The 12,069-nt window shown below is 53.8% G+C and carries 9 protein-coding genes; 3 read left to right on the forward strand and 6 right to left on the reverse strand.

Going from position 1 to position 12,069, the window contains the following annotated elements; all coding sequences use genetic code 11:
• Positions 1-2: 2 nt before the first annotated feature.
• The 3 genes from IGQ15_RS04090 to IGQ15_RS04100 all read right to left on the reverse strand — a co-directional run bounded on the left by IGQ15_RS04090 (position 3) and on the right by IGQ15_RS04100 (position 5,799).
• A complete protein-coding gene (locus tag IGQ15_RS04090; protein ID WP_297048889.1) occupies positions 3-3,878 on the reverse strand; it encodes an EAL domain-containing protein in 3,876 nt (1,291 codons plus the stop codon).
• 95 nt (positions 3,879-3,973) lie between these two features.
• Complete coding sequence (gene trmD, locus IGQ15_RS04095; protein ID WP_297048891.1) at positions 3,974-4,690, reverse strand: tRNA (guanosine(37)-N1)-methyltransferase TrmD; 717 nt, start codon at positions 4,688-4,690, stop codon at positions 3,974-3,976.
• Positions 4,690-5,799 (reverse strand): S49 family peptidase, encoded by a 1,110-nt coding sequence (locus IGQ15_RS04100; protein ID WP_297048892.1) that lies wholly within the window; start codon positions 5,797-5,799, stop codon positions 4,690-4,692. The genes trmD and IGQ15_RS04100 overlap by 1 nt, the downstream gene beginning before the upstream one ends.
• Positions 5,800-5,970: 171 nt before the next feature.
• Here IGQ15_RS04100 and pipX point away from each other — a divergent pair, with 171 nt between their 5' ends.
• A complete protein-coding gene (gene pipX / locus IGQ15_RS04105; RefSeq protein ID WP_297048893.1) occupies positions 5,971-6,240 on the forward strand; it encodes a transcriptional coactivator PipX in 270 nt (89 codons plus the stop codon).
• 47 nt (positions 6,241-6,287) lie between these two features.
• Complete coding sequence (gene gor, locus IGQ15_RS04110; RefSeq protein ID WP_297048895.1) at positions 6,288-7,673, forward strand: glutathione-disulfide reductase; 1,386 nt, start codon at positions 6,288-6,290, stop codon at positions 7,671-7,673.
• Here the strand turns inward: gor and ctpA are convergent.
• The 3 genes from ctpA to IGQ15_RS04125 form a co-directional block, all read right to left on the reverse strand.
• Positions 7,660-8,898 (reverse strand): carboxyl-terminal processing protease CtpA, encoded by a 1,239-nt coding sequence (gene ctpA, locus IGQ15_RS04115; RefSeq protein WP_297048897.1) that lies wholly within the window; start codon positions 8,896-8,898, stop codon positions 7,660-7,662. The two genes, gor and ctpA, sit on opposite strands and share 14 nt — an antisense overlap.
• A gap of 65 nt (positions 8,899-8,963) precedes the next feature.
• Complete coding sequence (truB, locus tag IGQ15_RS04120; protein WP_297048899.1) at positions 8,964-9,827, reverse strand: tRNA pseudouridine(55) synthase TruB; 864 nt, start codon at positions 9,825-9,827, stop codon at positions 8,964-8,966.
• Positions 9,827-11,278: a TolC family protein gene (locus tag IGQ15_RS04125; protein WP_297048900.1), complete on the reverse strand. Its 1,452-nt coding sequence runs from the start codon at positions 11,276-11,278 to the stop codon at positions 9,827-9,829. Before IGQ15_RS04125 ends, truB begins: the two co-directional genes overlap by 1 nt.
• A gap of 147 nt (positions 11,279-11,425) precedes the next feature.
• On the opposite strand from IGQ15_RS04125, the gene IGQ15_RS04130 reads away from it, so the two are divergent.
• Positions 11,426-12,064 carry a methyltransferase domain-containing protein gene (locus tag IGQ15_RS04130; protein WP_297048902.1) on the forward strand — a complete coding sequence of 213 codons (639 nt, stop codon included), beginning with the start codon at positions 11,426-11,428 and terminating at the stop codon, positions 12,062-12,064.
• The last annotated feature ends 5 nt before the right edge of the window (positions 12,065-12,069 follow it).

Below are 12,069 nucleotides of genomic sequence, written 5' to 3' on the forward strand. Positions count from 1 at the left end.
CGCTATTTTAGTTCGGAACTCAAGAGAGATTCGAGATCTTGAGGCGGCATGGGTCGAGCCAAGAGATACCCTTGACCATAGTCACAGCCGAGTTGCTGTAGGGTTTGCAGTTGCTCAGAGGTCTCAATGCCTTCGGCAATGGCACGGTAGCCCAACTGGTGGGTGAGGAGCAAGATCATCTGGGTAATTTGAAAATTGCGTGCATTTTGCTCCAGTTGACAGACAAAGGAGCGATCCACTTTCAGGTGTTGAATGGGCAGGCTGTGAAGATAACTGAGGCAGGAGTAACCGGTGCCAAAGTCGTCAATGCTAGTATCAATATTGCGATCGCCCAAGGCTTGCAAGAGATTCATCATCTCATTTTCCAATTCCAGCCCCATGCTTTCGGTGAGTTCGAGCACCAGTTGCCCCTTGGCAAGGGGATACTTTTGGCGCACTCGATCAACATGCTTGAGGAAACTGGGATGCTTCAGGGTTTTGGCAGACACATTGACACTGAGAACGAGATTTGCTGCTGCTGCATACTGCTGTTGCCAGTGCCAGAATTGCTTGCAGGCATGCTCTAATACCCACTGATCCAGGGCAACAATTAACCCCGTATCCTCAGCAATGGGAATAAACTGCGCCGGTGATATAAGACCCCGTTCGGGGTGCTGCCAGCGCACCAAGGCCTCCATGCCCGCCACTTGTTGATTTTGCAGATTGAAAAAGGGCTGATACAGCAGCCGTAGTTGATGGTGCTCTAGGGCATCGTGCAGATCATGCTCAAGGTGGAGGCGATCCAGCACCTGTTCATACATCTGCTGATTGAAGATGACATAGCCTCCCTTTTGCTGGGCTTTGGCTTGATGCATGGCAATATCGGCATCCCGTAGGACTTCTAGCCCCTGCTGATACTCGTTTTGGGCAAAAACAACGCCAATGCTGCCACCCATCACAATTTGCCGCGTATCCACCCTCAGGGGTTGGTGGAGACAATGCAGCACTTGCTCACACAGGGCGATCGCCCCCTGTATGTGGGAAATTTGCGGTACCAGAATCACGAACTCATCACCACCAAAGCGAGCCAGTGTATAGCGATTATCAATACAATGGCGCAACCGATTGGCAAAGGCGACCAGAACGCGATCGCCCACCGCATGTCCCAAGCTATCGTTAATAATCTTGAAGCGATCCAAATCTAAAAACAGCACCGCATAGTGAAACTTGGGATTTATCCGAGCTTGGGTAATGGCCGTTTCCAACTGTTCCATCAAATAGAGGCGGTTGGGGAGCCCTGTCAATGAATCATGGTAGGCCTCGTGGTAAAGCTGCATTTGCACCTGTACCCGACTGGTGACATCGCGGGAGGTGGTCTGAAACTGTTGCAACTGCCCCTCACTGTCGTAGCGAGGTTTCACCAAAGTTTCTAGCCAGAGGACATCACCCTTAGCGGTGCAAACCCGATAGGTGATTGGCCAAAACTTGTGCTGTTGAACCATCTGTTGCAGTTCCTGCTGCACCCGCGATCGCTCTTGGGGATGACAGATTTCTGTGAAATGCTGGCCAATCAGTGTCTCGGGATGACGCCCCAACAAGGGTTCACAGGAGGGACTGACATACAAACAAATGCCCTCGCGATCGTGGAGACAGATAATATCGTTGATATTTTCCGCCAGCAGTCGGTAGCGCTCTTCACTCTGCCGTAGGGCGATTTCTGCTAGCTTGCGCTCCGTAATGTCAATGTGGGTACCCACCACTTTGCAAGGCTGACCGTGCTCATCGCGAATCAATACCGCATTACTGTTAAACCAGCGGTAGCTGCCATCTCGATGACGCAGGCGAAAGTCAATGGCGTACTCTGTCTCCCCCTGTAAAAACTGCTGGAAGGCCTCAATGGCGCGATCGCGATCCTCCGGGTGCAGTCGTGCTTTCCAGTCCTTGGGGCTGCCCTCTTCAGCGGTGGGGGGATAGCCCAACTGGGCTTTATACGTGGGGGAGGCATAGGAGGTCCCTGTGCGCAGATCACAAAAATAGAAACCGATATTCGAAGTCCGCACCGCCAAGTCTAACTGTGCCTGTTGCTCCTTGAGGCGCGCCTCCGCCAGATACCGCTCAGTGACATCAAGAATGAGAGTGTAATACATGACAGCGCCATTGGGCAGTTGTTCGGGCTGACCAGCACCCTCAACCCAGCGGATATCGCCATTGGGATAGCAAATACGCCATTGCCAAAACCACGGTTGTAAGGTTCGGGCCGAAACAAGCACCGACTCCCACATGGCCTGCCGATCCTCAGGGTGCACCATATTCCAGAGGACGGAACTATCTTCAGCGACAACCTCAGCCGGCACCCCCCAAAGCTGCTCACACATGGGATTGAGGTAAAACACCTGATTGCGGCCATCGGGATATTGGATGTAGCGGAAAATGGCTCCGGGGACATTGGTTGCAGTGAGGCGAAAGCGTTCTTCACTTTCCCGCAGGGCAGCTTCAATACGACGGCGTTCAGCCAGTTCCCGCTGTGCCCGCTGATAGAGTGTGGCTTGGTAGATGGCCACCTCCAGTTGCGTGGAGATAGCACGAGCAAGGGAAATTTCTGCCGCTGACCACTCATGGCATTGTTGAGGGGCAAAGAGAGTTAAGCTGCCCCAGATGCAACCCTCCACCAGCAGAGGAATCAGCAACCAAGCTCCTGGAAACGTGGCGGCAACTTGTTGATTGACAGGATCAGTAATTTGGCTAGAGTCAGCAATGGCGACAACTTCACCGGCCTTCAGGCGCTCGGCAAAGGGGTTATCGCGATCGGGAATGGCAACATCAATCAGGGAGGGAAAGTCGGGATCATGGTGGTATTCTGCTACATGCCGCCACAGCGCCTCCTCGGGTAAATACTTGACGACAAGGACATCAAACCCCAGCCCCACTTGCGCCACTTCCCGCACCGCTGTCTCAAAGATAGTGTCGAGATCAAGGGAGTTGCGAATCGCCTGAATGACGCGATTGAGAGCTTGCTCCCGCAGTAATTGCTCTTTGAGAATACTAATGTCACGACCAACGGATTGGATTTCCTGTAGGTTGCCTTGATCATCAAAAATTCCCAGATTAATCCATTGTGTCCAACGAACCCCCTGCTGCGGATGGTACACCCGATTTTCAGCGGCAAAGGAGGGGGCACTGGGAGTGAGTTGAGTAACGTGCTCTAACAGGCCAGGTAAATCTTCAGGAAGAACAAATTCAGACCAAGGGTGACCAATGACTTCCGTAGGCGAGCGGTTAAAAGCCCGACAAAATGCCTGATTCGCGAATGTAATGGTGGTGTCAGCACGGGAGCGCACAATGAAGTCTGTCTGACTTTGCACCATATCGCAGTAAAGCCTGGCTTCTTTTTCCCAGTAATTTCTAATAATTTTTTGTTCAATTTCTGAGTGTTCGCGATCGCTCACATCAGTATAGGTCGCAAGGCTAAACATGACTTCGCCAGCCGCACTAAAAATAGGAATGCCATAAACTTCAAGGGTGATGCGCTGTTGATGGCTATGTTTCAGATCAATTTTTATAGGGCCAATCATTTTACCCTTGAGGGCTTGCACCCCCGGCAGTTCCTCCTTGGGATAGGGGCAATCGCTATCGGCATAATAAACCTCTAGGTTGGCACGAATTTCCGCAGCAGTTTGGCTGGAATCCGTAACCTGCAAAAGCCGACGCCCCCAGGGATTGATATAGACAATTTCCCCCGATGTATTATAGAGATTAATTCCAATCGGCAGAGCATCAAAAACAGCCCCAAGATAGTACTCAATTTCCTCACCTACGACATTGTTAAGCAAACAAACAAGCCTCTCCTCCAGGCGATCGCAGGGAGAATGCTGGATGAGGGGAAAATTTGAACTATCCATGATTCGCACACTTGTAATGGTTGTAATGATTTTGTCCCTGTTATTTGGAGGTCGATTTTAAGGTTGAATGAGCCATGAGGGCGGTGGTACAGCTTTTAGTCTAATAAGATTTTCTTGTTTTGGTCATGGTTGATCCACCTTTCATACAGATCTGGGCGGCGTTGACGAGTGCGTTCGATCTGTTGTGCCCGCCGCCACGCCGCAATTTCTCCATGATGACCAGAGAGCAAGACCGGCGGTACGCTCCAACCCCGAAATTCTGCGGGTCGAGTGTAGTGGGGATAATCCAGCAAGCCATCTTCAAAGCTATCTTGATGGAGTGAGGCAGCTTTGCCTACGGTGCCCGGCAGGAGTCGCAGCACACCATTGAGAATCACAAGGGCAGGAATTTCACCACAGGTCAGGACAAAATCGCCAATGGAGATTTCTTGGGTCACTAAATGCTCGACGACCCGCTCATCCACTCCCTCATAATGCCCACAGAGAATCACCAGTTGATCTCGCTCCTGTGACCAATGCCAGAGGTGTTGTTGGGTCAAGGGTTGCCCTTGGGGGGTAACATAGATTACTTCACGGCGAGGCAAAGAGGGCAGCGATTCCACCGCAGCAAAGAGGGGTTCAGGCTTCATCACCATGCCCACACCACCCCCGTAGGGTTCATCATCCACCCGCTGGTGCTTATCGGTACTAAAGTTACGTGGATTCGTCAGGACGACCTCAGCAATCCCCCGTGCCAAGGCTTTGGCCATTAAGCCACTGCTGAGGGGAGAGGCAAAGAACTCTGGAAAGATGGTAACAATATCGAAACGCATTACTGACGGTGGCAAGAGAGGGAACCATAGTAGGCAAGGGCACGCAATTGGCTGAGGGCACAAAGTTGCTCCTGTTTCCACAGCTGCTGGGTTTCCGGGGCTGGGGGAGGTGACTGGACACCAAAGAGTTGATTGATCAAAGGGGAGCGATCTCGCCGAAAACGGACAAGGGCATATTCTCCCTCCTTGAGATTAGCGGCACTGGCAAGGGCCCTGAGGGTTTCTGAGCGGCTGCGGGTGCCATCAATGAGGCGGTAGCTCTGCGCCTGCTCGTTACTGAAAATCATCGCCCCCATTTCGTTGCGAATGACATTAGGATCAATGCCCCGTGACTGCGCCACATGATTAATAAACTTGCTGTACTCCTGCTCAAGGCCGGCTTGGAGGACCACAATTTCTTGGGGAGTAAGGCGACGGAAGGGGTTGCCAATATCTTTGCCACGACCGGCGCTCAGTGTCCGTTCTTCAATACTATTGGCGGTGACGCCTCCCATCAATAGGCCATTATCGAGACTAGTGGGGCGATCGTAGTAGAAAACACTAGGGCCGAGAATGCCAATACTGCCAATCATGCTGCCGTGATCAGCGTAGACCCGATCCGCTGTTACCATTGCCCAAACGCCGCCGGAGGCAGAAATTCCCTCAATAAAGGCATAGACCGGTTTTTGGGTGGCTGCGCGGTAGCTCCTAATGCCCTCGGCGATCGCCTGCGAGCCAAAGATCGTGCCGCCGGGAGTGCTGATATTGACAAAGACGGCCTTAATCGTTTTGTCCTTAGCGGCCTCTGCCAACTGCCGCTGCACTTCATAGCCGTAGGTGACACCCACAAGGGGCGCAAAGAAGCTATCCTCTTCGTTTTGCGGGCTGCCGAGAATTGGACCAGTAATGTCGATTCTGAGAATGCGATCGCGACTGCTCTCCTTGCCGCTGATGTGTTCATAGGGACTGGTTTCACTGGCAGGCGCCAACAAGACCCCGAGGAGGGCAAAGAAAATTGTGGCACTGAAGCCCACCACCCCCAGCGTCAAAAAAAAGGTCAGCGTGCCAAAAAAGATGACACCACAGCGGTGAAACACACTGGGCCAAAAGGGGGGAAGGGAGCGCGTCATAGAGGAGGAAAGGGTCTAGTATAATCTGAAAAGTTTTCAGTCAAATGTTTTACTTATTTTAGCCGCCACTTGAGGTTTTCTTCTGTTTTTGCCCCTCACAAGCCACCCTTGCCGTGTTGACCTGTCACGATCCTTTTGCGAGGTAGGTTCTCTCTACTAATGAAACCCTCGATGACCGCTGAGCACTATCTCAATCACCCCACCTTTGGCTTGCTTTATGGGGTCTGCCCTATTGATGAGCATCGGCAACTGTTTACCACGTTGTATGCACAGCGGCTGTTCTTCATCGTTAGCCAACGGCCGGCGGGGATGGAATTTGAGTCCATTAGTCGCACCGATGCGCGAATGCTCATTGAACAGCGGTTGCGATTGCTCCGCCGCCTTGGCAAAATGGCTGAATACCAAGCTCTACAGGCAATTCATCGCCAAGCCTTCATGTAACCCGATCCAGATTTCGCTAGACTGAGGCTAGGTTTTGGGGAGCGAGGATGAGCTACGACTATGACCTATTTGTGATTGGTGCCGGCTCCGGTGGCTTGGCGGCCTCAAAGCGGGCAGCTTCCTACGGTGCCAGGGTGGCCATTGCCGAAGGGGATAAAGTCGGCGGTACCTGTGTCATTCGGGGTTGCGTCCCCAAAAAGCTTATGGTCTATGGCTCCAAGTTTAGCCACCTCTTTGAAGATGCTGTGGGTTATGGCTGGCGCCCCGTTGAAGCCAAGTTGAACTGGGAGCGACTGATTCAAGCAGTGAACCAAGAGGTGAATCGCCTCAGTGAATTGCACATTAGCTACCTTGCCAAAGCCGGGGTGGAACTGCTGCCCTTTTTTGCCCGCTTTGCTGACCCCCACACCCTAGAACTCGTCGATCGCCAAGGACAGGTTCAGCGGCGAGTGACAGCGGCGAAAATTTTGATTGCCGTCGGGGGCGAAGCGATTAAACCCAATGTGCCGGGGATCGAACACAGCATTACCTCGCGGGAGATGTTTCTGTTGCCCAAGCAGCCAAAGCGCATGGCTATCCTTGGGGGCGGCTACATCAGTGTTGAGTTTGCCGGCATTATGCAGGGGCTAGGTACGGAAGTCATTCACTTTCTGCGGGGCGATCGCCCACTGCGGGGTTTTGATCAAGACATTCAAGATGGCGTTTATGAGGGGATGATTCGCCACGGCATTGATGTCCGTCCCCAGTGCCACATTACTGGCTTGAAGCTGACCAAGAAGGAGAATATCCGCATTCGCTACGAACAGCAGGGGCAAGCCTGCGAAACCAAAGTGGATACGGTGCTGTGTGCCGTGGGGCGTGCGCCTAACTTGCAGGGGCTAGGTCTCGATCAGGCGGGGGTGCATCTGACTGCCAATAGTCAAGGGATTGTCGCCATTGCTGTAGATGAATACTACCGCACCAATCAGGAACATATTTTTGCTGTGGGGGACTGCACTAACCGCGTCAACCTCACTCCCGTAGCCATTGCCGAGGGCCGCGCCTTTGCCGATACTCAATTTGGTAATCTACCGCGCACTTTGAGCTATGAAAATATTCCCTCGGCGGTGTTTTCCCAGCCGGAGGCGGCTTCGGTGGGGCTGTCTGAGGCTCAGGCCAAGGCGAAATTGGGGGAAGAGAATGTGAAAATCTACCGTGCGGCCTTTCGCCCGATGTACCACAGCCTCACGGGTCGGGATGAAAAGGTGATCGTCAAATTGGTGGTGGAGAAAAATACAGAGTGGGTGCTGGGTGCCCACATGGTGGGGGATAATGCGGCTGAAATTATTCAAGGAATCGCGATCGCCCTCAAAATGGGTGCCACCAAGAAGGACTTTGATGCCACGATGGCCATTCACCCCTCGACAGCGGAGGAGTTTGTCACACTGCGTTAGTGGCGACTTGAACCGAACTGTGGAGCAGCTCTAGAGCCGCTAGATACTGGGGATCTGCTGCTGTACCCATAGCCATGAGACTCCCTGGAGCATCGAGAACCCGCCGATCTGGCTCAATCCCCACTTTGTTGATGTTGTGGTGATTAGGGGTTTCGTAGTGGGCAATGGTGACAGCGAGGCCAGAGCCATCACTGAGGTGAAAGAGGGACTGAATCGAGCCTTTACCAAAGGTGCGATCGCCCACCAGTCGAGCACGGCCATGATCTTGCAGGGCACCGGCCAATATCTCGCTGGCACTAGCTGTTCCGCCATTCACGAGGACGACGAGGGGATCATGGGTGAGGGCACCGCCACTGGCATTGAGGCTATCAATAATCCCTTGGCGATCGACGGTATAGACAATGACCCCCGAATCCAGCCACAGTTGGGCAATTTCCACCCCCACCTGCAACAGTCCCCCCGGATTATTGCGCAGATCAAGAATGTACTCCTCCGCTCCCTGTTGCTCTAGCATTTGAATGGCTTTGCGCATTTCTGTGGCCGCTATAGCACTAAATTGACCAAGGCGAATATAGCCAACGGTGTGCCCCTGTACTTGACGAACTTCAGCCATGACCGGATTAATCTCAATGTGTCCCCGTTTCAGCGTGATTTCTTGAGGGGCTTCACTGCCCCGTTGTAACAACAGATGCACAGCAGAACCGGCGGCTCCCCGCATTCTTTCGGCGGCTTCATCAAGGCTGAGCTGGGTGGTGGGGATGCCCTCAATGGCAAGAATGCGATCGCGGGGTTGAATACCAGCTTCGGCAGCGGGAGAGCCATCAATGGGGGCAATCACTTCGAGGACGCCGGTTTCAGGGTCAGTGCTAATTTGCAAGCCGACACCAGTGAGTTCCCCAGCCGTGGTGGTTTGCAGGCTACGAAATTGGGCAGGCCGCAGCAGCCGCGTAAAGGGATCCTCTAGGCTCGCCAGCATCGTTTGAATAGCTTCGTAGGTCGCCTCGCGATTGGGTAGGGGACGCTTCAGCGCCTTTTCGCGCACCAGCCACCAGTTTTGGCCATTAAAAGAGGGATCCACATAGGCTTGGTTGACAATACGCCATGCCTCATTCAAGAGTTTCTGTTCTGCCGTCAGGGCGATCGCTGAGTCAGTGGGGAAAAAGCCCCAGACCCCCACCAGGACAACCAACCAACAAACGAGACGTTGCAGCCAACGAACCCCCATTACTTCACCTGCTGCTTGCTTCTTTTTCCTAGGCTAGCACTAGAAAAATGTTTCGGAAGACACAGTTATGCCTTGAGAACTACCTTGGGATGCAGGCGATCGCCTCCACTGATGCCAAGGCCCACACAGGTAGCGGCAAAGGTGACGCCCACGAAACTCCCCATCGGCGGTAGCCCCTCACAAATCACAGCGCGGCCATGGTACCAGTCGTTGAGTTGTACTTCATTGAGCTCAAGCCATGGCAGATGCGAGAGAACCTCTTGGGGCGGGCGCAGGGGTAAATGCTCTGGCGAAATGCTTTCTAGGGAATGGCTCTCCTCAATCCTCAGGCCACCACTTTCAATCCGTTGCAGTGCCGCCAGCGTTCCCCCTACCCCGAGGGCCGCGCCCAAATCGCGGGCAAGAGCGCGAATATAGGTGCCACCGCCACAGGTAATGCGCAGCGTGAGTTCCGGCTGACGACTCGGTTGCCAATGCAACACCTCGATACGGTACACGGTAACGATACGTGGCGGAACGCTCACTACTTCACCCGCACGGGCACGGGCATAGAGCCGCTGGCCATCCACTTGAATCGCACTATAGGCTGGGGGATATTGCTCAATCTCCCCAATCCATCGCGGCAGCTGTTCCTCAATGGCCTCGAGGGTGAGGTGACTTGCAGATTGTTCTTGGCAAATGTCACCCGTAATGTCATCCGTGGTCGTGGTGATGCCAAAGCGCACCGTGCCAATATAGGCCTTGCGATCGCTGAAATAGGGGAGGAGTCGCGTCGCTGAACCAACGGCGATCGGCAGCACCCCTGTGGCCATCGGATCCAATGTACCACCATGACCAATGCGCTTGAGCCGCAGCCGCTTTCGCAGTTCATTGATGCAGTCGTGGGAGGTGCAGCCAGCGGGTTTATTCAGATTCAAAAAACCAAACATCAAGGCGTTGCAGTCCCTCGGGGACTCAGAGGTAAACCACTGACAAAGCGTTGCAGGGCGGCGATCGCTCGGTTGTAGTCAATGGTAGAACTCAACAGGTTGCTCTGGGCTTGAATCAGAGCCGTTTCTGCATTGCTCACCTCCGCCTGGGTGCCAATCCCTGCTTGAAAGCGCAGCCGGGCAAGGCGGAGTCCCTCCGTTGCTTGGCGCACCGCCACTTCATTGGTGCGGATATTTTCTTGGCTGGATTGGAGGGTGTAGTAGGCCTGCTCCACTTGGAAGCGAATTAAGTTACGAAAGGCGGCATACTGGGCTTCAGCGATCGCGGCAGCACTTTCCTGCTGGGCGGCACTGGCACGGGAGACCCCCCCATCAAAGAGGGTCAGCTTCATTTGACCCCCAACGGTATATCCCCAACTGGGTGCTGCGCTATCTGTGAGGCTATCAAGGGTGTTAAAACTTCCGCCGGCCACCAACTGGGGGCCTAGATTCCCCAAGGCAACCCGCCGTTGCTGAAGCGCTGCATTCCGTTGCGTCAGTTGTTGTTCCAGTTCCACGCGGTTACGCCAGGCCAAGGCAATACTCTCCTCAAGGGAAAGTTTCCATTCCCCAACCACTCGAATTGGGTCAGCGGCCCGCACATTCGCCTTGTCATTGAGACTGAGCAGCTGTGCCAGTTGGCGTTGAGCCGTTTGCAGTTGGCTTTGGGCTTGCACGAGTTGCTGCTGGTTGTTGGCCAGTTGCACTTCGGCTGTCAAAACATCAAACTTGGTTCCCAAGCCAGCGCGTTCGCGGGCGATCGCATCCCGTAAGCTGATTTGGGAGTTTTGTACCGCTGCTTCCCCAATGCGCACAAGCGCCTCTGCCTGTTGAATGTTGTAATAGGCATTGGTGACATCCTGCCGCAGTTGTTCAAATTCCCGCTGAAGATCCAGTTCGGCATTGCGCACCTGTTCCTGGGCTGCTTTGATACTGCCATCCCGTTGGCCAGAGGTGAAAATGTTGTAGCCCAGTTGCACGGTGCTGGTCCAAGTATTGCTCGTGGTGTTGAGCCGCAAGGGGGGTGGCAGTTGGGCATTTTGCAGGCGAATCGCCGCTGAATCTGTGCGACTAATCCCCAATTGCAGGGAGATGCTGGGATAGAGAGCCGCCTCCGCTTGGCGCAGAACCGCCCGACTTTGTTGCAGTTGCGCTTCAATGATTTGCAGTTGGCGATTGTTCCGCCGCGCCAGTTCAATCGCTTCGTTAAGGGTAATGGGGCGATCCAAATCAATTTTCACTTGATCGGGACGACTGGGGAGATAGAGGGGATCGGGATTGGGATTGAAGGGCAGGAGATCGGTGGCCGTAGGGTTGGATTGGGCGATCGCCCCCCCGCTCACGGTGATCAAGACCCCCACAAGGCTCCCCAGCAGCAGACTGCTTTGTTGGCAGATGGATTGTTGATCCATGCTCACTCCCGACACCGTTACAATTACGGATTCTCGCTACCACATAAGACTATAACAGTCCTTTCCCAAGGAATCGTTGCCAAAAAGGCGGTACACTGGCACTCAACGGATTCAAATTCTGCAAAATTCAAGGCTTGATCAAGCGCCGTGGCAACCATTTTACGCACTTGGAGCTATCAATATCCGTGGCTTTACGACACTATTAGTGCCCTCGCAGCAATAGCGGTCGGGGGGAGCGATCGCCTGCATCGCCTGGCTTGGCAAGATTTGGACTTACCCCGTAGTGCGGTGGTTTTGGATCTCTGCTGTGCCCACGGCATTGTTACTCAAGCCTTAACTCAGGCCTTTGATCAGGTCACGGGACTAGATGCTTCCCCGAAGGCGATCGCCCGTGCCCAACAACGGGTGCCCCAAGCCACCTATGTGGAAGCCTTTGCTGAGAAGATGCCCTTGGCCGATGCCACCTTTGATCTGGTACACACCAGCATGGCGCTCCACGAAATGACTCCGCAGCAACTGCGTGCCATCTTGGCGGAAGTGTGGCGGGTTCTGAAGCCCGGCGGCTGGTTTGCCCTGATTGATTTTCATCGTCCGCAAGTGCCCCTCTTTTGGCCGGGGATGGCTCTCTTTTTCTGGCTCTTTGAAACCAAAACCGCTTGGCAACTGCTGCAAATAGACTTAGCTGAGCAGCTACGGTTGCAGGGCTTTACTATCGAGCGGCAGACTTACCACTTAGGGCACAGTTTACAGGTTCTCCATGCCCGCAAACCCTGCCCAAAGAATTAAGATAT

Origin of the sequence: Thermosynechococcus sp. M98_K2018_005 (assembly GCF_015295825.1) — a bacterium.
GTDB lineage: Bacteria > Cyanobacteriota > Cyanobacteriia > Thermosynechococcales > Thermosynechococcaceae > Thermosynechococcus.

What these genes read in the sequence shown, in the direction of transcription:
- IGQ15_RS04090 (WP_297048889.1), bottom strand. Translation starts at nt 3,878, where the DNA reads ATGGATAGTTCAAATTTTCCCCTCATCCAGCATTCTCCCTGCGATCGC.
- trmD (WP_297048891.1), bottom strand. Translation starts at nt 4,690, where the DNA reads ATGCGTTTCGATATTGTTACCATCTTTCCAGAGTTCTTTGCCTCTCCC.
- IGQ15_RS04100 (WP_297048892.1), bottom strand. Translation starts at nt 5,799, where the DNA reads ATGACGCGCTCCCTTCCCCCCTTTTGGCCCAGTGTGTTTCACCGCTGT.
- pipX (WP_297048893.1), top strand. Translation starts at nt 5,971, where the DNA reads ATGACCGCTGAGCACTATCTCAATCACCCCACCTTTGGCTTGCTTTAT.
- gor (WP_297048895.1), top strand. Translation starts at nt 6,288, where the DNA reads ATGAGCTACGACTATGACCTATTTGTGATTGGTGCCGGCTCCGGTGGC.
- ctpA (WP_297048897.1), bottom strand. Translation starts at nt 8,898, where the DNA reads ATGGGGGTTCGTTGGCTGCAACGTCTCGTTTGTTGGTTGGTTGTCCTG.
- truB (WP_297048899.1), bottom strand. Translation starts at nt 9,827, where the DNA reads ATGTTTGGTTTTTTGAATCTGAATAAACCCGCTGGCTGCACCTCCCAC.
- IGQ15_RS04125 (WP_297048900.1), bottom strand. Translation starts at nt 11,278, where the DNA reads ATGGATCAACAATCCATCTGCCAACAAAGCAGTCTGCTGCTGGGGAGC.